This window comes from Acidobacteriota bacterium (assembly GCA_020853395.1).
Taxonomy (GTDB): Bacteria; Acidobacteriota; Vicinamibacteria; order Vicinamibacterales; family SCN-69-37; genus JADYYY01.
In genome coordinates, this window is sequence record JADYYY010000005.1 from 235882 (window position 1) to 258402 (window position 22521).

The following is a 22521-nucleotide window of genomic DNA, read 5'->3' on the forward strand; positions in this document are numbered from 1 at the left end:
CGACCGTCGGTACGTCAATAGCCCAGATACGGCGCGAGCCAGCGTTCAGCCTGCTCGACGCTCACGCCTTTCCTGCGCGCGTAGTCCTCCACCTGGTCGCGTCCGAGCCGGCCGACGTTGAAGTACTTGGCCTGCGGGTGGCTCAGATAGATGCCGCTGACGGAAGCGGGCGGGGTCATGGCGAACGATTCCGTGAGCTCGATGCCGACGTCCTCCGGGCGCAGCACGCGGAAGAGCGTGGTCTTCTCGCTGTGATCGGGGCAGGCCGGGTAGCCGAACGCGGGCCGGATGCCGCGGTACTTCTCCTGGATCAGATCCTCGGCCGACAACTGCTCGTCGCGCGCGTAGCCCCAGTCCCGGCGAGCCTGGGCGTGGAGGTACTCCGCGAAGGCCTCCGCCAGCCGATCCGCCAGCGCCTTGACCACGATGGCGTCGTAGTCGTCGTGGGCGCGCTCGTACTCGCGCGCCAGCACGTCGGCGCCGATGCCGCCCGTGACCGCGAAGGCGCCGATGTAGTCGGGCGCGAGCGACGCGCGCGGCGCCACGAAGTCGGCAAGGCAGCGGTTGGGCCGCCCGTCGGCGATCCGCTCCTGCTGCCGGAGCATGTGGAACCGCGCGAGCTCCGTGCGGCGCGCATCGTCGGTGAAGATCACGATGTCGTCGCCGTCGCTGTTGGCGGGCCAGAAGCCGTAGACGCCGCGGACCGCGATGCGCGGATCGCCCATCATCCGCGACAGCACGGCCTGCGCGTTCTCGTAGAGCTCGCGCGCGGCCGCGCCGAGCTCCGGATGGTCGAGGATCGCGGGAAACCGGCCCTTCATCTCCCACGCGGAGAAGAAGAACGTCCAGTCGATGAACGGCACGAGGTCGGCGATCGGCGGCTCCACGACGCGCCGGCCGACGAACCACGGGACGGGAAGCTCCTGCGTGTCCCAGTCGGTCACGAGGTGGTTCGCGCGCGCGTTCGCCAACGCGAGCAGCGGCTTCTCCCGGGAGGCGGCGTAGCGGTCCCGGAGCGCGGCCTGATCGCGCCGGACGGTGTCGACGAACGCGTCACGCTGCCGGTCGCTCAGCAGGCTCGACACGACGTCCACGGCGCGCGAGGCGTCGAGCACGTGCACGGTGATGCCCTGGTACTCCGGCGCGATCTTCACCGCCGTGTGCTGCCGGCTCGTCGTCGCGCCGCCGATGAGCAGTGGCGTCCGCAGCCGCCGCCGTTCCATCTCGTGCGCGACGGCGACCATCTCGTCGAGCGACGGCGTGATCAGCCCGCTCAGGCCGATGACGTCGGCCTGCTGGGCCTCGGCCTCCGACAGGATCCGATCCATCGGCACCATGACGCCGAGGTCGATCACCTGGTAGTTGTTGCACCCCAGCACGACGCCGACGATGTTCTTGCCGATGTCGTGGACGTCGCCCTTGACCGTGGCGAGCAGCACGCGCCCGTTCGGCTCGCGGGCGCCGTTCGACGTCGCGCTCGCCTGCGCCTCGGCCATGTAGGGCTCGAGGTAGGCGACCGCGCGCTTCATCGCGCGCGCGCTCTTGACCACCTGCGGCAGGAACATCTTGCCGGCGCCGAACAGATCGCCCACGGTCTTCATGCCGTCCATGAGCGGGCCGTCGATGACGTCGATCGGCTGGCCCAGCGCGACGCGCGCCTCCTCGACGTCGGCCTCGATGAAGTCGACGATGCCGTGCACGAGCGCGTGTACCAGCCGCTCGCGCACCGGCTGCTCGCGCCAAGCCTGGACGTCCTGCTCCTTCTTGGCGCCCTTCACCTGATCAGCGAACGTGACGAGCCGCTCGGTCGCGTCCGGCCGGCGGTTGAAGAGCACGTCTTCGACGCGCTCGAGCAGATCCGGCGGGATGTCCTCGTAGACGGCGAGCTGGCCCGCGTTGACGATGCCCATGTCGAGGCCGGCCCGGATCGCGTGGTACAGGAACGCGGCGTGCATCGCCTCCCGCACGACGTCGTTGCCGCGGAACGAGAACGACAGGTTGCTGATCCCGCCGCTCACGCGCACGCCCGGGCACGTCGCCTTGATGATTTGCGTGGCCTCGATGAAGTTGCGCGCGTACGCGTTGTGTTCCTCGATGCCGGTCGCGACGGCCAGGACGTTCGGATCGAAGATGATGTCGGCGGGCGCGAACCGGGCGCGCTCGGTGAGCAGCCGGTACGCGCGCTGGCAGATCTCGACCTTGCGATCGATCGTGTCGGCCTGGCCCTGCTCGTCGAACGCCATGACGACGGCCGCCGCGCCGTACCGGCGGATCTCGCGGGCCTTCTGCAGGAAGTCGGCTTCGCCCTCCTTCAGCGAGATCGAGTTGACGACGGGCCTGCCCTGCACGCATTTCAGCCCGGCCTGAATCACGCTCCAGCGCGAGCTGTCGATCATCAGCGGCACGCGGGCGATCTCCGGCTCGGTCGCGACGTACTGCAGGAACGTCGTCATCGCGGCGGCCGAGTCCAGCATGCCCTCGTCCATGTTCACGTCGATGAGGTTCGCCCCGCCGCGTACCTGCTCGAGCGCCACGCTCGCCGCCTCCGCCCACTGGCCGTCCTTCACCAGCCTGGCGAACTTGCGCGACCCCGTGACGTTGGTCCGTTCGCCGATCATCTGGAAGTTGCTGTCCGGCCGGATCTCGAGCGGCTCGAGACCCGACAGCCGCGTACCGTGCGCGGCCGGCGAGGGGCGAGGGCGAGGGGCCACGCCGTCGACGGCCTGCACGACGCGGGCGATGTGGTCCGGCGTCGTACCGCAGCAGCCGCCCAGGACGTTCGCGAAGCCGCTCGCGGCGAAGTCGCGCAGGAGGTGCCCGGTCTCGTCGGGCTGCTGGTCGTACTCGCCGAAGGCGTTCGGCAGGCCCGCGTTCGGGTACGCGCTGACCCAGCACTCCGCGATGCGCGACAGCTCGGCGAGGAACGGACGCATCTCGGCTGCGCCGAGCGCGCAGTTGATCCCGATCGCCCACGGATCGGCGTGCAGCATCGCGATGTAGAACGCGTCGAGCGTCTGGCCCGCGAGCGTCCGGCCGCTGCGATCGGTGATCGTCGCGGAGATCATCAACGGCAGCTCGACGCCCTGCTCGTCCTGGACCTCCTGGATCGCGACGATCGCGGCCTTCGTGTTGAGCGCATCGATGATCGTCTCGAGCAGCAGCAGGTCCACGCCGCCGTCGATCAAGCCGCGCACCTGGTCGACGTACGCCGCCTTCATCGCGTCGAAGGTGATGTTGCGGAACGCCGGGTTGTTGACGTCCGGCGAGATCGACAGCGTGCGATTGGTCGGCCCGATCGCCCCGGCCACGAAGCGTCGCTGCGCCGGCGTCCGGGCCGACCACTCGTCCACGGCCTCGCGCGCCAGCCGCGCGCCGGCCAGGTTCAGCTCGTAGACGGCCGACTCGAGCCCGTAGTCGGCCTGCGACACGGCGTTCGCGTTGAACGTGTTCGTCTCGACGATGTCCGCGCCGGCGGCAAGGTACTCGCGATGGACCTCGCCGATCACCGCCGGCTGCGTCAGCACCAGCACGTCGTTGTTGCCCTTGAGATCGATCGCATGGCCGGCGAAGACGCTGCCGCGGAAGTCGGCTTCGCTCAGCCGGCGGCGCTGGATCATCGTGCCCATCGCGCCGTCCAGGACGGCAATCCGTCTCTGGAGAATCCGATCGAGATACTCACGTGCGGTCATCGTCGCGGCCTTTCGTTGGAGAGGGAGACGTCAGCGGCGCCCTGCGTCGTGCGCGGTGCCCGGCGGCGCGGCGCGGAAACCGTTCGCGGCCGACGGCTGGACGTGCGTGCCGCGGCCGACGGCTTGATCGCCGAGGCCACCAGCACCGTGAACGGATCGGCCGTCCGCCGCGCGCCCACCCGCACGACCGGCTGGTGAAATCCCGACGCGGCGAGCAGCCGGCGCAGGCTCTCGTCCGTGAACCCGAGCCAGCGGTCGCCCAGCTTCGATCGGACCCACGTCTGGTCGTGCTCGCGGAGATCGAGAATCAGGACGCGGCCGCCGGGGCGCAGCACGCGCCACGCTTCGGCGAGCGCGGCCGCCGGGTCGTCCGCATGGTGGAGCGCCTGCGAGAGGATCGCGACGTCCACGCTCGCGTCTCCGAGCGGCAGCCGCTCGAGCTCGCCGCGCTTCCAGGTGATGTTGTCGACGCCGCGGCGGGCGGCCAGGGCGCGTGCGCGCGCGAGCACGTCGGCCGATCGGTCGATCGCGGTCACGCGCGTCGCCCAGCGTGCGGTTTCGACCGTCAGGTACCCCTCGCCGCAGCCGAGATCGGCGACGTCGGCCGCGGGCAGCAGCAGCGACAGCGCCCGCGCCCAGGCTGCCCAGCTCCGCCCGGGCACGAACTGGCGCCGTTCGCTGCCGCCGCCGTGCTGCAGGAAGTTCTCCTTCCGCAGCCGGCGCACTTCCTCGAGGCGGCTGTCGTCGCTCCTGGTCTCGTCGGTGGCGTGCTCGAACTCGCCGTGCAGCCAGCTCCACAGTGCGGCCCTGGGCCCGGCCTGCCCGGCGACGTCCGGCGCCAGCCGGTACCACGCGAACGTCCCGCGCCGCTCCTCGACGACGACGCCGAGCTTGCGGAGCAGCCCCAGATGCCTGGACACGCCGGACTGCGCCATGGCCAGCACAGCGGTCAGTTCCGTGACGTTCAGCGGCTCGCGCGCCAGCGCGCGCAGCAGCCGCAGCCGGGCGGGATCGGCGAGGACGCGCAGGAGGCCAGCCGTATCGATCACATCAACAAATCTACATATATCGATGACGTATCGCAACCGCCGTAGAATCTGGCGGTGCGCACCTATGCCGCCGCCGGCCGCCGGCGCGCGCCGCTGCTCCTGCTCGCCCACGGCGCGGGCGCGGGAGAGCTGCACCCGTGGATGGAGCGCGTCGGGCGCGGTCTGGCCGAACGCGGCGTGACGGTCGTGACCTTCGAGTTCCCCTACCTGCGGGCTGGACGCCGCGTCCCCGATCGCGGCCCGGTGCTCGAGGCCGCATTCCAGGAGGCCTGGCGCGCCGTCGCGAGCTCGGCCGACGGCCGGAGCGCCGCGGCGCTCTTCGCCGGCGGCAAGTCCATGGGAGGCCGCATCGCCACGCAGGTGGCCGCGACGGGCGGGTTCGCGCCGGCCCCGCGCGGTGTGCTCGCGTTCGGCTATCCCCTCCATCCACCGGGCCGGCCCGCGGAGCGTCGCGATCGACACCTCGCGCGCGTCGGCGTGCCGCTCCTGCTGCTGCACGGCACGCGCGATCCGTTCGGGTCGCCCGATGAGATGCGCGCGCTCGCCGCCGCGCTGCCGCTGGCCACGCTGCACCTGGTCGACGGCGGAGACCACTCGCTCGAAGCGCCGCGGCGCGTCGATCCGGCGGGCGCCGCATTCGCCGCCGTGCTCGATGCCGCGGCCGCGTGGATGCGCCAGGCGTGACCCGCTATGATGCCGGCATGACGCCCCCCGCTCCCGCCCGCTCCCGTCGTCGCGCCGACATCGATCGCCGCTACCAGTGGGACCTCGGACACATCTACCCGGACTGGACGAGCTGGGATCGGGCACGGGCCGAGCTCGAAGGCGCGATCGCGGAGTACGGGAGCCTGAAGGGCACGCTGGCCGAAGGGCCCCACCGGCTGCTCGCCGCCATGCACCTCAACGATCGGCTGGGGCAGCTCGCCTACAGGGTCTACTTCTTCGCGTCGCTGCGGTACGACGAAGACCAGCGCGACAACCAGATCAACGCCAGAAGGCAGCAGGTGCAGGCGCTGATGGCGCGTTGGCAGCAAGCCACGTCCTGGTTCAGTCCGGAACTGCTGGCGATTCCGCTGGCGACGGTCCAGGCGTGGATGGCACGCGACGAGCAGCTCGCCATCTATCGCTTCTACCTCGAGGAGATCTATCGCCTGCAGGAGCACGTGCTCGACGAGCAGGGTGAGCGCCTGTTGTCGCTCTCGGCGCAACTCTCGGGCGCGCCGCCGCAGGCGTATCAGGCGCTGTCGGTCGCAGACGCCAAGTTCCCCGAGATCACGCTCAGCACGGGCGAGACCATGACCTGCACGTACGGCCAGTACCGCGCCGTGATGGCGACGAACCGGCACCAGCCGGACCGCCGCGCGGCCTTCCTCGGCCACTACGGCACGTTCGCCGCGACGCTCAACACCTATGCCGCGCTCTACCACGCCGTGTGCGAGCGCGACTGGTTCCATGCGCGATCACGCGGCTACGAGACGACGCTCGACGCCGCGCTCCACGGCAACAACATCCCGCGCAGCGTGGTGGACAATCTCATCGCCACCACCCGCGCCAGCGCGGGCGTGGAGCCGCTGCGGCGCTACCACCGGCTCCGCCGGCGCGCCTTGCAGCTCGATCGCTACTACCCCTACGACTTCTCGATCCCCATCGTCGAATGGGATCGCCGCTACGCCTACGACGACGTGCTGGAGGCGATCGTCCGGTCGGTGTCGCCGCTCGGCGATGCCTACCAGGCCAGGATGCGCGAAGGCTTCGCGGGCCGCTGGATCGACGTCTACGAAACCGAAGGCAAGCAGAGCGGCGCCTACTCGGCCCCCGTGTACGGCGTGCACCCGTACATGCTCCTCAACTGGGCCGACACGCTCGACGATGTGTTCACGCTCGCGCACGAGATGGGCCACTCGATGCACACGCTGCTCTCGCACGCGCGCCAGCCGTTCGTGTACTCGGATTACACGATCTTCGTCGCCGAGGTGCCGTCGACGCTCAGCGAGATGCTGCTGCTCGATCATCTGCTCGACCGCGCGCACGATCGGCAGGAGCGCATCGTGCTGCTCACGCACGCCATCGACGAGATCTCGAGCACGTTCTACACCCAGGTGCTCTTCGCCGATTTCGAGCTCGCGGCGCACGAGCTGGTGGAACGCGACGAGCCGGTCACCGCCGACGTGCTGAGCGTCCTGTACAAGTCGCGGTTCGAGGCCTACTACGGCGACGCGGTCGACCTCGAGGATCTGACGCCCGCGACCTGGGCCAGGATTCCCCACTTCTACGGGTCGCCGTACTACGTCTACCAGTACGCGACCTGCTTCGCATCGGCCGCGCGGCTGGCGGCCGGGATCCGCCAGGGCGGGACAGCCGGCGCGGAAGCGCGGGATCGATTCCTGACGCTCCTCGCGGCCGGCGGCAGCAACCATCCGATGACGCTGCTCGAGGGCGCGGGCATCGACCTGAGCGAGCCGTCGACCGTGCAAGCCGTGTCCCTCGAGCTGAACACGTTGCTCGATCGCCTCGAGGAGCTCCTCTGACGGCTCGACGAGGACGGACGCGCGCCGGCAACGCGACCTTGTAACTTTGGATTGACGATTCGGACTGCTGGATCCCGCGGAAGGGGGATCCCCCACTTCCACGGCGCTCATCGTCGTAAGTGATTGATCCGTAAGGATCGGGTAGTCGATACCCCGCCGAGAGACCGCCTCCAGCGTACGGCACAGACCTTTCTTACAGAGATGTCCAAACCATGGGACTTCTCGACAAGCTGAAGCCGCAACCCCGTTGGAAGCACGCGGATCCGGCCGTCAGGCTGGACGCCGTCCGCGAACTGGACGATCAGGTGGAGCTCGCCGCCCTGGCGGAGTCCGACCCAGACGTCCGCGTGAGGCGGGCCGCGACGGCACGCGTATCGACGCCCGCGGCACTCGGCCGGATCGCGGCGAACGATGCGGATGCCGAGCTGCGTGACCGCGCGGCCGATCGGCTCGTCGCGCTGGCGACGCGCGTCCTCGCAACCGACGATGCGGCCGGCCTGGAACTGGCCTTGTCCGCGCTCGGCGAGCTGTCCGACCCGCGACGGTTGTCGACGATCGCCAAGAGCGATGCCGCCGAGCCGGTGACGCAGGCGGCGCTCACTCGACTGTCGGGCGAACGTGCCCTCGGCTCGGTCGCACGGCAGGCGCGGCATGCATCGACGGCCGCCGACGCGCTCGCTCGGCTCACCGATCCAAACGAGCTCGTCGAGGTCGCGCTCCACGCGGTGTCGGCCGAGATCGCGCTCGCCGCGTTCGACCGCATCGCTGCCGACGGCCCAGGCGTTGCGCAGCTCCGCGCCATCGAATCCGCTGCCCACAAGAACGTCGCCCGCAAGGCGCGCACCATGATTCAGGAACTCGAAGCGGCCGAAGCCGCCCGCCTCGCCGCCGTCGAAGATCGCCGCCGCCGCGCGTCCGCCCTCTGCGACGCGGTCGAGCAGGTCGGCAGCCTGACGGACGTCGCCGCCGCGCGAGCCGAGCTCGCGCGCGTGGTTGACGCGTGGAAGGCCCTGGCGATCGGTGAGCCCGAGCTCGTCGAACGATTCCAGCGCGGTCAGGCCGCCGCCGACGTCTGCCTGACGCGCCGCGAACGCGAAGCCGCCGAAGCGGCCGACCTGCGCCGGCTGCGAGCCGAGGCGATCGCCACGCGCGACGCGCTCTGCGCGCGCGTCGAGACGCTCGACGGCGACGACGCGCTCGAGCAGTTGATTCCAATCGAAGAAGAATGGCGATCGCTCCTGCCGCTCGTCGGCAACGGCCCGGAGGCCGACCGACTGGCGGAGCGCTTCGCCCAGGCGGTCGCCGCGTGCCGCAAGCGGCACGAGATGGGCGCCCTGCTCGCGGAACAGCGCGCCGCCCTGGAGGCGCTCGTCGCCGAAGCCGAAAGGCTCCCGGCCGACGACGCGGGCGCGCTGCCGCGGTGGGACACGCTCAGCCGCGAGGCACGCGGCGTCGCCGCCGTCTTGAACGATTCCGGCCGGCCCGCCGCCGATCTTCTCAACAGGCTCGCCGTCGTCGCCGAGCGGTTCGACGCGCTGGCCAAAGCCCGGCAAGCCGCGATCGATGCCGCCGCCGAACAGGCCCGCCAGGCGGTGCTCAACCAGTTCCGCCATCTGACCGAGCGCGCCAAGCGCGCCGCCGAAGCCGATTCGATCACCCTTCGCGAAGGCGAGCGCCTCATCCGCGACATCACGGCCGCGTTCGACACCGCGGCGCGCGCCGCGGCGTGGCACGAGATCGACGAGGCCGTCGCGCGGCTGCGGGCGCTGCAGGAGCAGATTGCGCCGCGCGTGCGCGAGCTGCGCGAGATGGACGAGTGGCGCCGCTTCGCGAACGGCCAGCGCCAGGAGCAGCTCATCGCGATGGCCGAGGCGATTGTCGGCTCGCTTCGCGGCGACGAGGAGGCCGGCAGGCCGTCCGATCTCGCCGCCACCGCCCGCGCCTTGCGCGAGCTGCACACCAAATGGCAGGAAGTTGCCGAAGCCCCTCGTCAAAACGCCCAGCGGCTGTGGGATCGCTTCCGCGCGGCGACCGACTTCATCCGCGCGCGCTGTGAAACCCACTTCGCCAAGCAGCGCGAAGAGCGGCGCGCGGCGCTCGATCGTAAGAAGGAGATCGTCGAGGCAGCCGAAACGCTCGCCACGTCACAGGATTGGACGAAGACGGCCGAAACGCTGCAGCAGTTGCAGGCGGAGTGGCAGACGCTCGGTCCCGTGCCGCGCGAGATCGGCCGCGAGCTTTCGCAGCGTTTCCGGACGGCGTGCAGCACGTTCTTCACGCGCCGCCGCGAAGACCTCACGGACCGCAAGAAGGCGTGGACGGAGAATCTGGCGGCGAAGGAAACCCTGTGCGCCCAGGCCGAAGCGCTGGCCGAATCCACCGACTGGGAGGCCGTCGGGGCCGAGATGAAGAGGCTGCAGGCCGCGTGGAAGACGATCGGCCCGGTGCGCCGCAGCCGCTCCGAGGCGATCTGGAACCGTTTCCGGTCGGCCGCCGACACGTTCTTCACGCGCTATCACAATCGCCACGAGATCACGCTCAACGCCAAGCTCGCCGAGCGGGAAGCGCTCGTCGTCGAGCTCGAATCGATCGCCAACAACGATCCGACCGCGCTGCCGGCCGATCTGTCGGACCGGGTGCAGCAACTGCGCACCACCTGGAATCGCAGCGTGCCGATTCCCGCTCCAGGCATGCGCGTCCTGAACGATCGCTGGCAGACGGCCATCGGGCGCGTCGTGATGCTCGCCCCGCAGGTCTTCGCCGGCACGGATCTCGATCCGACGGCCGTGCTTCGGAAGATGGAGAAGCTCGTCGCGCGCGTCGAGTCGTTCCTCGGCGACATCACGGATCAGCCGGCCGGCCTGTCGCCGACCGAGATGCTGGCCGCCAAGCTCCGCTCGGCGCTCGCGTCCAACGCCATCGGCGGCCGCGCCAGCGACGACGCGAAGTGGCGTGCCGCAGCCGACGCCGTCAAAGAGGCACAGGCCGCGTGGCAGCGTCTGCCGCCGGTCGCCGAACCGGAAGCGCGCGTGCTGAGCGCCCGGTTCCGCGAGGCGTGCCGCCAGATCACCGATCGGTCGCGCCGCCAGGCCTCGCCGAATCGGCGGCCTCAGGAGCGCGAAGTCGCGGCGGTGTGATGCGGGGAGTGAATCCTCGGTCCTGAGTCCTGGTCGGAACCTACTCGCGCGGCGTACCGAAGAGCCGAGCGAAGTTCCCGCCGAAGATGAGATCCTGATCGTCCCGGCTGACGCCGAGGTCGGTCAGCACCGCGCGTTGCGCGTCGTACACGGCGCGATGCCAGCCTCGCGGAAAGAACGACGAATCGGTGCCGAACAGCAGCCGTGACGCGCTGACCACGTCGAGCGCGCGGGCGAAGACGTCGCGCAGCGTCAGGTTCGGGTGGAATCGGATCCAACTGTTCGAGCTGGACGTGTCGAGCAGCACGTTCGGCGCCGCGGCGGCGGCCATGAGCGCCTCCCGCAGCATGCCGGCGCCGAAGTGCGGGACGATCACGGGCACCTCCGGATAGCGGACCGCGACCGCCGCCACGGCCAACGGATCGCCGAGCCGCAGGTCGAACCGACTCGGCAGCCCCAGCCTCCCGCGAATGCCCACCGTGAGCGTCCCGCAATGCACGAACACCGCGCGGCCGTACCGGCGCGCCGCCTCGAACACGACCGCCGTTCGCGCATCGTCGACCGCGACGTGGTGCATCGCGGGAAAGAGACAGGCCGTCGAGAGCCGCTGTTCGCCGAACGCGCGATCGAGCCGCTCGACGAGGTCCGTCATTCCTGGATGGACCATGAAGGCGCCGGCGATGCGGGTCGGGTGCCGGCGGACGGCGACGGCCACGGAGTCCTCGTCGCCAGGCGCGCTGGCGATGAGCATCGCGCGTTGAACGTCGTGCCGATCGAGCTCGGCGGCCCATCGATCCGCGAGGGCCGCGGCATCGCCCGGCGAATCCCAGTCGAGCTGACGCGGCAGCGCGACGTCGGCGTCGCCGACGCCAGCTTCGCGACCCAGCGCCTGAAAGAACCCGGCAGAGAAGAAGTGGCAGTGTGCGTCGGCAATCATGACGTTGCGTCCTCGGTTGCGATGGCGAAACGGAAACCCAGCCGCTGTTCGGCGAACACGAAGTACGGCAGCGCGAGGGCCGCCAGCAGCGCCGCGATGCCGAAGGCGGGTCGAAAGCCGTGGGCGTGGACGAACCAGCCCATCAGCGCGGAGCCCACGCCGATGCCGGTGTCGAAAGCCGCGAGCATGGCGCCGAACGCGGCGCCCCGCCGAGCCGGCGCGACGTGCCCGAGGACGAACGCCGTGTAGGCCGGATGCGTCAGGCCGAAGCCGGCGCCGAACACGAGGCCGGCGACGAGCATGCCGAGCTGATCGTGGGCCAGCGCGAGCAGCACCAGGCCCGCCGGCGGCGCGAGGAAGCACCAGAGCAGGACGCGGCGGTGGCCGAGTCGATCCAGCGTGCGGCCCACCGTTACGCGCGCGAAGAGCGTCGCGGTCGCCATGGCGGTCAGGAAAAGGCTGCGCGGTGCGACGCCGAGCTCATCCGCGAAGAGCGCCGAGAAGCTCGTGAGCGATCCCCAGCCGAACGTCACGAGCGCCATCGCAATCGACAGGAGCAGGACGCGCCACTCGACGTGCGTCCGAATCAGCGCGACCGGGCCGTGTCGCACCAGATGCCGCGGCGCGCGCTTCAACGCCGCGCGCGCGCTCGTCCTCGGCGCGATTCGATCGTCGGGCAGGAACCAGGCGATTCCAGCCATCAGGAGGTTGAGCGCCGCGAGCTCCGCACAGAGCACGGCCCAGCCATGGCTGTAGACCCAGAAGCCGAGCGCGGGTGCGGCGCCGATCGCCATGACCGAGGCCAACCCCCAGTAGCTCAGTCCTTCGGCGCGGCGGCTCTCGGGAATGGTCGCCGTCATGTAGGCGCCAGACGCCGACAAGAGCGCCGACCAGATCAGGCCATGGCCGAACGCGACGACGAGCAGCAGGGTGTTGCTGGCGACGAACGCATAGCTGCCGGTAACGCCCGCCAGCACGAGGCTCACGACGATCAGCACCGGCCGGTGGCCGAGTCGATCGGTAATCGGGCCCGTGAAGGCCGCCGATGCGGCCGACGAGAACGTCAGGACGCCCTGGAACAGACCGGCGACGGCGGTCGACCCGCCGAGTGCGAGCACGCGATACGGCGCGGCCGGCAGCAGTTGGAACACCGAGACGAAGACGGTGAAGCTGTAGCAGAACATCGTCACGAACCTGGGCGTGAACAGCCGCTCGGACATGAAGCGCTCAGTATAGGGCGCGCATTCGTGCTTGATAGAATCGAGGGATGCCGGAACTGCCCTCGCGGCTCTGGAAGGACCTGCCGCTCGCCAAGCGTCTCCTCGCCGCGGACGCCTTCTGGAGGGACGAGGACTCGCCGGAGATCGAGGTGCAGCAGCAGGAGGCGGTCGTCGCCCTGGCGCGTCGGTTGAAGTTCAGACCGAAGAGCATCCTGGCCGAGCCGGTGGAGCGGCGCGCGGCGCAATTGGCGCATCTGCCCGAGGTCACGGACGCCATTGCCACGCGCGCGCTCATCGCGTATCACTTCCGTAACCAGCAGGCCCTCATGTCGAGCTTCCTCGACGCCTTGGGCATCGCGCACGATCACGGTCTCATCACCCAAGAAGCGGTGCGACCTCCGGACCGCGAGCGGCTTGGGAGTGCCGTGGCGACGATGAAGGGCGCGTTCGACCCGGAGGACGTGCGGATTTATCTACGGACGCTGGCCGTGCTCGATCCGGAGACTTGGGCGAACGTCGACGTTTGGCTGAACGACTGACGGCTGTTGCCTGGCGTCCTAATTGCGTAAGGGCCGCATATGACCTGGCGAGTTCGCGCACTCTGGTGTCTGGCGGTCATCGCGCTGTCGACTCCTGCAGTCGAGCTGTTCGCACGGGCCACCCCGCCCGCCCAGCCTCCGGCCGTTGCGGCGTCGCCAGCGCCACAGGCGCCTGACGCCACGACGCCGCCTCCACCTTTGACGGTCACGCCGGCGCAGATCGAGCGGGTTCAGCGCGCACTCGCCCGCCGGCAATCCGGCCTGCGCCTGGACGAGCAGCAACTCCGGTTCTACCTGGAGATCATCGCCAGGCAGCCGAGCTTCGCCGAGTACACGCGCGGGTACGATTTCCTCAACGGTCCCACCCGGCGCGGCAATCCGATGACGCACCAGGAATTCCTGGACATGGTGACGCCGAAGGAGATGTACAGCTCCGACTTGATCCCGGCGATCGATCGGCTGCAGGCGGCGTTCACCAACTGGATCGGCCAGTCGCTGATTCGGCGGGCGCTCGAGGAGCTCAAGCAGGCCAAGGACGATCGTGAGGTTCAGGAGATCCGCGAGCGGATCACGCGCGAGCTGGACGCCCTCACGAGCGCCGGGAAAGGTAAGCCCCCAGCATCCCGTTCCACGGCGGAATGACGATCGAGACGGCGCCCGAGGCCCGCGCCTGGCACGCGAGCCGGATCAACGGCCGCTCCTCGTCGGTGCTCGGGTAGCCGAACACGCGCATCCGGCGGCGTTCGTCCCGATCGACGACCGGCGACAGCTTCTCGGCCCCGCCGAGCACGCCGACCCAGCACGTCCCGCACGACGCCGCCCGGCACTCGACCGGAATCGGGCCCTCGCCGGGCGTACATCGCAAATCCCTCGAGCGATAGTCGCGCGGATCGCTCTGCGCACCCGACGCCAGCTCCTGACCTTCGAGGACCGTGAACTTCGCGTCCGGATCGTTTTCGTCGAACGTGACGGTCCACCGCTTCTTGAGGCCGCGGGTGAACCCGAGCAGGCCCTGCCAGTCGTCGCGAGCGCGCCGCTTCAGCACCTGCAGCGCGGACATCGCGCGGGCTTTGTCGCTGAGCGCGACCTTCCCCGGCGCCGCGGCGAACGCCTCGGGCCCGGCCTGCCGCAGCGTCATCAGGCCGGCGAGCGCAAAGCCCAGCAGGAACTCGCGATCGAGCCGGGACCGGCGGGCTGCGACGTCGGCGACGTTGCGTGCCAGGGCCGTGAGGTCCTGAGGGAACGGCGCCGCGGCCGCCTCGATCGCGCCCTTCACCTGGGGCCAGTAACGGTGCGCGTAGAAGAACCGATGCGACGTGTCGATCTGGTCCGCCAGCCGCCACGACCCCATCAGCCCGAGCTTCCGCGCGGCGGCGTCGCGATCGGGCGCGCTGGCGACGAGCTCGTGCAGCTCGAGCGGGAAGAACGCGAACCAGATCCGCGTCGCGTTGCGATCGACCGGATGGCCTTCGGCCGCGAGCGTCTCCACGGCGCGGCTCCAGTCGTCGGGGCCATACGTCGCGAGGTGGGCGAACAGCGCTGACATCGCCGTCATTCTATGAGATTCGTTCACGGGCGCGTGACGACGAGCGGGCGATCCGCGTGACGGGAAGCCGTCGGCTCGATCGGTCCGGGCTCGATGCGATCACGTCACGTGCGGCGTCGGCCGTTCGACCGGCCGGCCGGCGTCATCCGAGCTCGATCTTCTCCTGGTGCGCCGGCGTGCGGATCGTCCAGCCCAGTTCCCTCTCGATCCTCGCCTTGAGCGCGTCCATGGCCGACGGCTCACCGTGCACGAGGCACGTGAGCGACGGCGGGCGCTCGAAACCGCGTAGCCAGCGGAGGATCTCGTTCGCGTCGGCATGCGCGGACATCGCGTCGAGACGCTCGATTCGCGCCGCGACCGGGATGTCCTGCCCGTGGATCTTCGTGTACTTGGCGCCGTCGACGAGCGCGCGGCCGCGCGTGCCGACGGCTTGGTAGCCGGCGAACAGGATCGTGTTGCGCGCGTCCGGCAGCTCGCGTGCGAGGTGGTGCAGCACGCGCCCGCCGGTGGCCATGCCGCTCGCCGAGATGATGATGGCCGGCGCGCGCGACTCCTGAATCGCGCGCGATTCGGCAATCGAGACGACGACCTTCAGCTCGGACGCGCAGAATGCGCACATGTCCCGAAAGGCCTTCGCGCGGTCGGTCTCGCCGAGCGGGCCGGCGATGTCGGGGTCGAGCTCTTCGACGCGCGCGCGGTACGTGGCCAAGACCGACGCGGCCATCGGGCTGTCGACGTACACGGGCACGGTCGGAATGCGCCGCTCCCGCTCCAGCCGCGTGACCCAGTACAGCAGCTCCTCGACCCGGCCCAGCGCGAACGCCGGAATCAGCAGGCGTCCGCCGCGCTCGAGCGTCGTCCTCACGATGCCGGCGAAGCGCTCGCCGTCGTCGTCGGCCTCGTGCAGGCGATCGCCGTACGTCGATTCGAGCAGCAGCAGGTCGGCGTGTGCGACCGGCGTGGGATCGGGAAGCACCGGCCGGTTGTACCGGCCGAGATCGCCGCCGAAGAGCAGCGTGCGGCCGGTGGACTCGACGACGACGCGCGCGTAGGAGGAGCCGAGCAGGTGGCCGGCATTGAGGAACTCCGCTTGCACGCCTGGCGCGACCGGTACCGGCCGCTCGTAACCGACCGGCTGGAGGAGCGCCATCGCACGGCTCGCGTCCTCCATCGTGAACAGCGGAAGCGCGGGATGGTGCTTCGTGTAGCCCTTCCGGTTCGCGCGCTCGGCGTCCTCTTCCTGGAGCCGCGCGGCATCGGCGAGCACGATGCGCGTCAACTCGGCCGTGGCCGGCGTGCAGAAGATCCGGCCGCGGAATCCCTGGTTGACCAGGCGCGGCAGGTAGCCGCAGTGATCGAGGTGCGCGTGCGTCAGCACCACCGACGTGATGCCGGTCGCGTTGACCGGCAGCGGCGCCCAGTTGCGCAGGCGCAGCTCCTTGAGGCCCTGGAAGAGACCGCAGTCGACGAGCACGCGCGCACCGTTCACCTCGAGCAGATGCTTCGACCCGGTGACCGTGCGCGCCGCGCCCAGAAAAGTCAGTGTCACGCGTAGCAGTATTGGCGACTCCCGCATGGCTGACAAGCGGCGCCTCGCGCTGCCTGCCGCTATACTGCCGGCATGTCGTCCGCGCTCGTGACAGCGCTCGGCACCGGGGACGCGCTCATGTCGGTTGAGCTCCGCCCGCCGCGGGCCGAGCTCGACGCCGCCGCGAGCCGCGATGCCTGGATCGACACCTACCACGCGGTCCGCGGCCTCGTGCGCGGCGGGACGTTCGTGTTCCTGACCGACAGCGCCGTCGGCACGCGCGAGGAGCACAACCTCCGCCATCTCGTGAACAACCTCGGCGGCGACGTGCCGCGCGACCGCGTCGTCCCGTTCCTCACGACCAAGCACACGCTCGACTTCTGTCTCTCGTACGCGGAGCAGGCCTGGCAGGAGGGCTTTCGATCGCTCGTCGTGCTCGGGGGCGATCGAAGCGTCGGGCCCAGGCGCTGCGTCGAGCACGCCTGGCAGCTTCGCGAGAAGATCCGCGCGCAGGTGCCGGGGCTCGCGCTGGGCGGCTGGGCCAACCCTCACGCGAACGCGGACGCGCAGGCCGGCTTCCTCGCGGATTCGCACTTCACCGGCGAGTTCTTCCTCACGCAGATCGTCTCGCACCACGACCGCGGAGCGATCGAACGCTTCCAGGACGCCGTCGTGCGCAAGCACGTCGACCTCCCGGGCGTGTTCGGCGTCTTCTACTATCGCAGCGCGAACGCCAAGACGTTGGAAGTGCTGCGACAGTTCCTGCCGGTGCCGGTCACGGCACTGACGGAGGAGTTCGCCGCCGGTGCGTCGCCGGACGAGGTCTGCGCCCGCACGATTGCGGCGCTGCACGCGGCAGGCATCCGCCGGTGGTACGTCTCGAACCTGCCCGTCGGACGCGCCAAGCAGACGCTCACCAGAATCCTGTCGCTCGTCGGTACGGCGGACACGACGGGTCCGAAGGTGCGACAGGTTCAAGGAACGAACTGACGCGGGCTCGACAGGTACGACGGGTACGACCGGTACGCTGGGTACGACGGGTCCAAGGAACGAGCTGACGCGGGTCTCGATTTCAGCGAGTACCGAATCGGTACGACGGGTGCGACCGGCACGCTGGGTACGACGGGTTCAAGGAACGAACTGACGCGGGTCCTCGATTTCAGCGAGTACCGAATCGGTACGACGGGTGCGACCGGTACGCTGGGTACGACGGGTTCAAGGAACGAACTGACGCGGGCCATCGGTCTAATAACGCTGGCGTTGTCCCGCCCCAAGAGCCTCATCTCTGCGTTCGGCCTACCGCGCTGACTGAACCCCGATCATCTGGCGGTTCGAGCACGGCGACTGACGAGCCGGCGAGTGGAGGTTTCTGGTTCCTCGGCTGTCGCACGCCGCTCGCTGGCGGAAGCGGCGGAAGCGGAGGGCCGGCGCCGTTGCGCCGCCAGAGCATTCGCACCCACGCGTGGGCCTTCCGCAGCAGTCCAGCGTTCATCTCGTCTCCGAAGACGCTTCCAGGGCGCGCCTTCTTCGGTACGGACCGCGTGTGAGGATCTCGAGCACTCCCTCGAAGCCAACCGCGATCCGCATGCGCACGGCCTGACGTTGGCCTGTAATGACTGTCCAGTGTTTGTTAACCCGATGATCCGCGTCAGTTCGTTCCTTGGACCTGTCGTACCCGTCGTCACCGGTCGTACCCGTCGTACCTGTCCAGCCCGATGACCCGCGTCAGTTCGTTCCTCGGACCTGTCGTACCCGTCGTACCGGTCGTACCCGTCGTCACCGGTCGTACTCGTCGTACCTGTCCAGCCCGATGACCCGCGTCAGTTCGTTCCTCGGACCGGTCGTACCCGTCGTACCTGTCCAGCCCGATGGCGAGCGTCAGTTCGTTCCTTGGACCTGTCGTACCCAGCGTACCGGTCGTACCCGTCGTACCCGTCGTCACCGCTATCGCAAATGCCGTCCGCCGTCGACCCGGATGGTCTCGCCGGTGATGAAGTCGGTCTCGATGAGCGCCAGCACCGCTTTGACAATCTCGTCGGCGCCGCCCCAGCGGCCGAGCGGTGTCGCGGCGACGACCGCCTCGAGCTCGGTCTCCGACGTGCCCGGAGGCGCGAGGATCGGACCGGGCGCGATCGCATTCACGAGGATCTGATCGGCCGCGACTTCGAGCGCCAGCGCTTCGGTGAGCGCCTGCACGCCGGCCTTGGCCACGTAGTACGCCAGGAAGCCGGGATACCGGGGCCGCCGGCTCGCCGCGACCCAGTCCGCAAAGTTCACGATCCGGCCGCCGCCGTGACGCCGCATGACCGGCACGGCGGCCATCGCGCAGTGAAACGATCCGTCGAGATCGACCGAGAGCTGCCGGCGCCACTCGGCGGCGTCCAGCTCGTCGAACGCCACCTGGTGGTACACCGAGGCCATGTTCACCAGCACATCGAGCCGCCCGAACTCGAGATCCACGGCGGCCACGGCGCTGCGGCACGCCGCCGGATCGGCGACGTCGGCCTGAATCAACAGCGCCCTGCGGCCGAGCGACTGCACGCGCTCCTCGACCTGCCGCGCCTCGGCGGCGGAACGCCGATAGACGACCGCCACGTCCGCGCCGCGCGCCGCGACGGCCGCCGCGATCTCGGCGCCAATCCGCTTGGCGCCGGTGAGCAGCACGACGCGCGATGTGAGCATCATCGTGGTCAGCCTCGCGTCCGCAGGCGGGCCCGCGCGGATGCCCGCGATGCCGCCGACTCGGCGCGGCGCCCGTCGAACGACCAGTCACCGGCCCCGGTCAGCACGAGGCCCGTCAGCGCCCCAATCAACAGGACCGAGAACTCGACGCCGTGCCCCTGTGTCGGCTCGAGCATCCAGTTGAGGAAGAATCCCCAGCGCCACTGCGCTCTCCATGCCTCTATCGCGACGAGCGTGACGATGCCGGCGGAGGCGGGACGGGTGAACCACCCGATCGCGATGAGCATGCCACCGGCGAGCCGTACGAGGCCGGCGAGCACCGCGAACGCGAATCCTGGCGACAGGCCCATCGTGGTGAAGAACGCCGCGGAGGCCGAGAGACCGCCTGGACCGACACCCGGCCCGGAGAAGAAGCCGAACAGCGTGTGGCAGCCGTGGGCGATGAGGACGGTCGCGAGCGTCAGTCGGACGATGAGCAGGCCGGGGGCCACCATCGACGCTGATTCTGACACCGAATTCGCGGACTAGAAGTAGAACGCCATCCCCGACGTCCACATCGTTCCGCGGTGCGACAGCTCGAGGCTGCGCAGGCCCGGGATGTCGATCGGCTCGGCGTCGGGCTCGGCCGTGCCGAACTTCACGAACCGGAGCCGGTAGTCCACGAACAGCGCGGCGTGCCGGGCAAGGAGCAGTTCCGCGCCCACGCCGAGATGCGACCCGGTCTTGCGCGTCATTGTCGTCTCGAGCACCGCGCCCGCAGGGTTCAGCGAATCGGCGTGTTCGGTGTAGAGCCCCATCCCGGCCAGCAGATAGGGCGAGATCGTGGATCGGATGGGAAAGAGCAGCAGGGACACCTGCAGCGGACTCTGCCGAACACGCGACGTTCGATCGGCCGTGTAGTCGGCCCGATAATCCAGCGCCGCCTCCAATGCCACATGGCGGGACGACCTGAGCCGCAAAGTGCCGCCGACCAGCCGCGTCGCCGGCCCCGACGAGCCGACCTCGCTGCGGACGAAGCTCAGGCGCGGTCCGATGCCGAACGCCTGCGCCAGGACGTCAACCGGCGCCGTGACCGCGCCGGCCAGCACCAGCGCCGCGAACCACTTGCTGTGCAATGACATGAAGGGCCCTCGTCAGGAGTGTCGGAGCGAGGCCCGCCCGGCTGTAGGCCGCCGGGCATTCTCGGAAGGATCCGGTGGTCCTACGCTACGATGTGGTCATGGCTCTCGGCACGTCGGTCCCGATTTCTTCGCGCGTCGGCGGTTTCTCCTATGCCATCCGGAACATCGTGGCGGAAGCGAAGAAGCTCGAGGCCGCGGGCCGTCAGGTGCGGTACCTCAACATCGGGGATCCGATTCAGTTCGGGTTCCGAACCCCGGCGCACCTCGTCGCGGCGATCGAACGCGCACTGCGAGACGGTCACAACGGTTACGTGCCGTCGGCCGGCATCGAGCCCGCCCGGCGCGCCGTCGCCGAGGAGTACACGCGACGCGGCATGCCGGTGTCGCCCGATCGCGTCGTGATCACCTCGGGCACGAGCGAAGGCATCGAGCTTGCGCTCAGCACGCTCGCCGACGCGCACGAGGAAGTGCTCGTGCCGACGCCGACCTATCCGCTGTACACCGCGGTGCTCGCGAAGATCGGCGCGAAGGCCGTCTATTACCGGACGGATCCGACGCAAGGTTGGCAGCCGGACGTCGACGACATCCGGCGATTGATCACGCGCGCGACGCGCGCGATCGTCGTCATCGATCCGAACAACCCGACCGGCGCCATTTATCCGGAAGCGACGCGCCGCGCGCTCATCGACCTCGCCGATCGGACCGGCGTGCCCCTGCTCGCCGACGAGGTGTACAGCGACGTCGCCTACGACGGGCCGTCGCCGCTGTACGGCTCGCTCGCGCCGGACGCGCCGATCCTCTCGTTCTCGTCGCTCTCGAAGGCGTACCTCGCGCCCGGCTGGCGCACCGGCTGGCTGGTGGTCGGACGGTCCGAGCGGCTCGACGAGGCGCTCGCCGCGATCCGCAAGATGGCCGACGGACGGCTCTGCAGCCCCGGCCCGATGCAGTACGCCATCGAGCCCGCGCTCAACGGCGACCGCTCGCATCAGGCGGGGTTCGCCGGGGCCCTGCGCGTGCGCGCGGAGCTGACCGCTCAGCGGATCAACGCGATTCCAGGCATGCGCTGCGTCACGCCGCGAGCCGCGTTCTACGCGATGCCGCAGGTGGACCTGCCGCCCGGACGCACCGACGAGGACTACGTGCTCGGATTCCTGAAGGCGTCGGGCAACCTCTGCGTCTACGGCGCCGGGTTCGGCACGCGCCCCGAGGACGGGTATTTCCGGATCGTCTGTCTCGCCGCGCCCGACGTGCTCACGACGATCTACGACGACATGGCGGCGTTCACTGCGTCATTCCTGTCGCAGTAGCGGGATGCGCGCGGATCCGCTGCGATACCTGACGGCAGATCTCGAGGCCCTGGCCTCGCAGGGGCTGCGCCGCACGTTCCGAATCCTCGAAGGGCGCCAGCAGGCGCAGGCCGAGTTCGACGGCCGCGACGTCATCAACCTGTCGTCGAACAACTACCTCGGGCTCACCACGCACCCGCGGCTCATCGAGCGCGCCAAGGACGCGATCGATCGCTATGGCGTCGGCTCGGGATCCGTGCGAACCATCGCCGGCACGATGACGCTGCACGTCGAGCTCGAACGGCGCCTCGCGGCCTTCAAGGGCACGGAAGCCGCCCTCGTCTTCCAGAGCGGCTTCACCGCCAACGCGGGCACCGTCCAGGCCATCCTCACGAAAGACGACGTCGTCGTCTCGGACGAGCTGAACCACGCGAGCATCATCGACGGCTGCCGGCTGAGCCGCGCATCGATCAAGGTCTTTCCACACAAGGACGTCGACGCGGCGCGGCGGATTCTGCGCGACGTGCCGCGGGCCCAGCGCACGCTCGTCATCACCGACGGCGTCTTCAGCATGGACGGCGACGTTGGCGCCCTGCCCGGCCTCTGCGACGCCGCCGAGCAATTCGGCGCGATCATGATGGTGGACGACGCGCACGCGAGCGGGGTGTTCGGCCGACAGGGCCGCGGCACCGTCGATCACTTCGGGTTGCACGGCCGCGTGGACGTCCAGGTCGGCACGCTCTCGAAAGCGATCGGCGCCCTCGGCGGCTACGTTGCGGGATCGCGCGCGCTCATCGAGTTCCTGGAGCATCGGGCGCGGCCGCTTCTCTTCTCGACCTCACATCCGCCTGCCGTCGCGGCTACCTGCCTGGCCGCGCTGGACGTGCTCGAAGAGGAGCCGCAGCTCATCGATCGGCTCTGGGAGAACACGCGGTTCTTCAAGGCGGGGCTGGCGGCGCTCGGATTCGACACCGGCACGAGCGACAGCCCGATCACGCCCGTCATCGTCGGCGACGGCGCCCTGGCGATGCGGCTGTCCGACGAGCTCTTCGCCGAAGGGGTCTTCGCCCAGGGCCTCGCGTTCCCGACCGTCCCGAGGGGCAAGGCCCGCGTCCGCACGATCGTGACCGCCACGCACTCGCACGAGCAGCTCGAACGGGCCCTGGAGATCTTCGGAGAGGTGGGCCGCCGGCTGCGCATCATCGAGGCCGGCCCGGCGCGCTCGGCCCCGAAAACGCCTGCGATATGATCGGTTCGAT

At 69.8% G+C, this 22521-nt stretch carries 17 protein-coding genes; 8 read left to right on the forward strand and 9 right to left on the reverse strand.

The features are described 5' to 3' along the window. Nucleotides 1-14: 14 nt before the first annotated feature. Nucleotides 15-3689, reverse strand: a complete 3675-nt coding sequence (metH, locus tag IT184_05275; protein MCC7008207.1) for a methionine synthase — start codon at nucleotides 3687-3689, stop codon at nucleotides 15-17. Continuing rightward, on the reverse strand, nucleotides 3686-4738 hold the full coding sequence (locus tag IT184_05280; GenBank protein MCC7008208.1) for a metalloregulator ArsR/SmtB family transcription factor: 1053 nt from the start codon (nucleotides 4736-4738) through the stop codon (nucleotides 3686-3688). Before IT184_05280 ends, metH begins: the two co-directional genes overlap by 4 nt. Before the next feature lie 54 nt (nucleotides 4739-4792). On the opposite strand from IT184_05280, the gene IT184_05285 reads away from it, so the two are divergent. The 3 genes from IT184_05285 (at nucleotide 4793) to IT184_05295 (ending at nucleotide 10403) form a co-directional block, all read left to right on the forward strand. Next, a complete protein-coding gene (locus tag IT184_05285; protein ID MCC7008209.1) occupies nucleotides 4793-5422 on the forward strand; it encodes a dienelactone hydrolase family protein in 630 nt (209 codons plus the stop codon). Between the two features lie 17 nt (nucleotides 5423-5439). Further along, on the forward strand, nucleotides 5440-7266 hold the full coding sequence (pepF, locus tag IT184_05290; protein MCC7008210.1) for an oligoendopeptidase F: 1827 nt from the start codon (nucleotides 5440-5442) through the stop codon (nucleotides 7264-7266). A 212-nt stretch (nucleotides 7267-7478) separates the two neighbouring features. After that, nucleotides 7479-10403: a DUF349 domain-containing protein gene (locus tag IT184_05295; GenBank protein MCC7008211.1), complete on the forward strand. Its 2925-nt coding sequence runs from the start codon at nucleotides 7479-7481 to the stop codon at nucleotides 10401-10403. Nucleotides 10404-10443: 40 nt separating this feature from the next. On the opposite strand, the gene IT184_05300 is transcribed toward IT184_05295, so the two are convergent. Both IT184_05300 and IT184_05305 read right to left on the reverse strand, forming a co-directional pair. Beyond that, nucleotides 10444-11337, reverse strand: a complete 894-nt coding sequence (locus IT184_05300; protein MCC7008212.1) for an amidohydrolase family protein — start codon at nucleotides 11335-11337, stop codon at nucleotides 10444-10446. Then, the gene (locus IT184_05305) at nucleotides 11337-12560 is read right to left on the reverse strand and encodes an MFS transporter (GenBank protein MCC7008213.1); all 1224 of its coding nucleotides are present in this window, start codon (nucleotides 12558-12560) and stop codon (nucleotides 11337-11339) included. Before IT184_05305 ends, IT184_05300 begins: the two co-directional genes overlap by 1 nt. 47 nt (nucleotides 12561-12607) lie before the next feature. Between IT184_05305 and IT184_05310 the strand changes: the two genes are divergently transcribed. Further along, the gene (locus IT184_05310; protein MCC7008214.1) at nucleotides 12608-13099 is read left to right on the forward strand and encodes a hypothetical protein; all 492 of its coding nucleotides are present in this window, start codon (nucleotides 12608-12610) and stop codon (nucleotides 13097-13099) included. Nucleotides 13100-13138: 39 nt separating this feature from the next. After that, nucleotides 13139-13741: a hypothetical protein gene (locus IT184_05315; protein MCC7008215.1), complete on the forward strand. Its 603-nt coding sequence runs from the start codon at nucleotides 13139-13141 to the stop codon at nucleotides 13739-13741. On the opposite strand, the gene IT184_05320 is transcribed toward IT184_05315, so the two are convergent. Together IT184_05320 and IT184_05325 are read right to left on the reverse strand one after the other, a co-directional pair. Continuing rightward, nucleotides 13689-14645 (reverse strand): (2Fe-2S)-binding protein, encoded by a 957-nt coding sequence (locus IT184_05320; GenBank protein MCC7008216.1) that lies wholly within the window; start codon nucleotides 14643-14645, stop codon nucleotides 13689-13691. The genes IT184_05315 and IT184_05320 overlap by 53 nt on opposite strands. 142 nt (nucleotides 14646-14787) lie before the next feature. Beyond that, nucleotides 14788-16194 (reverse strand): MBL fold metallo-hydrolase, encoded by a 1407-nt coding sequence (locus IT184_05325; protein ID MCC7008217.1) that lies wholly within the window; start codon nucleotides 16192-16194, stop codon nucleotides 14788-14790. Nucleotides 16195-16266: 72 nt separating this feature from the next. On the opposite strand from IT184_05325, the gene IT184_05330 reads away from it, so the two are divergent. Then, complete coding sequence (locus IT184_05330) at nucleotides 16267-17163, forward strand: hypothetical protein (protein MCC7008218.1); 897 nt, start codon at nucleotides 16267-16269, stop codon at nucleotides 17161-17163. Nucleotides 17164-18117: 954 nt separating this feature from the next. Here the strand turns inward: IT184_05330 and IT184_05335 are convergent. Genes IT184_05335 through IT184_05345 form a run of 3 tightly spaced genes read right to left on the reverse strand, consistent with a single transcriptional unit; the run spans nucleotide 18118 to nucleotide 19976 of the window. Next, nucleotides 18118-18858 carry an SDR family oxidoreductase gene (locus IT184_05335; protein ID MCC7008219.1) on the reverse strand — a complete coding sequence of 247 codons (741 nt, stop codon included), beginning with the start codon at nucleotides 18856-18858 and terminating at the stop codon, nucleotides 18118-18120. Between the two features lie 5 nt (nucleotides 18859-18863). Further along, complete coding sequence (locus IT184_05340) at nucleotides 18864-19349, reverse strand: DoxX family protein (GenBank protein MCC7008220.1); 486 nt, start codon at nucleotides 19347-19349, stop codon at nucleotides 18864-18866. Between the two features lie 30 nt (nucleotides 19350-19379). Further along, a complete protein-coding gene (locus IT184_05345) occupies nucleotides 19380-19976 on the reverse strand; it encodes a porin family protein (GenBank protein MCC7008221.1) in 597 nt (198 codons plus the stop codon). Between the two features lie 98 nt (nucleotides 19977-20074). Between IT184_05345 and IT184_05350 the strand changes: the two genes are divergently transcribed. Further along, nucleotides 20075-21283 (forward strand): aminotransferase class I/II-fold pyridoxal phosphate-dependent enzyme, encoded by a 1209-nt coding sequence (locus tag IT184_05350; GenBank protein ID MCC7008222.1) that lies wholly within the window; start codon nucleotides 20075-20077, stop codon nucleotides 21281-21283. A 4-nt stretch (nucleotides 21284-21287) separates the two neighbouring features. Then, nucleotides 21288-22511 (forward strand): glycine C-acetyltransferase, encoded by a 1224-nt coding sequence (locus IT184_05355; GenBank protein ID MCC7008223.1) that lies wholly within the window; start codon nucleotides 21288-21290, stop codon nucleotides 22509-22511. The last annotated feature ends 10 nt before the right edge of the window (nucleotides 22512-22521 follow it).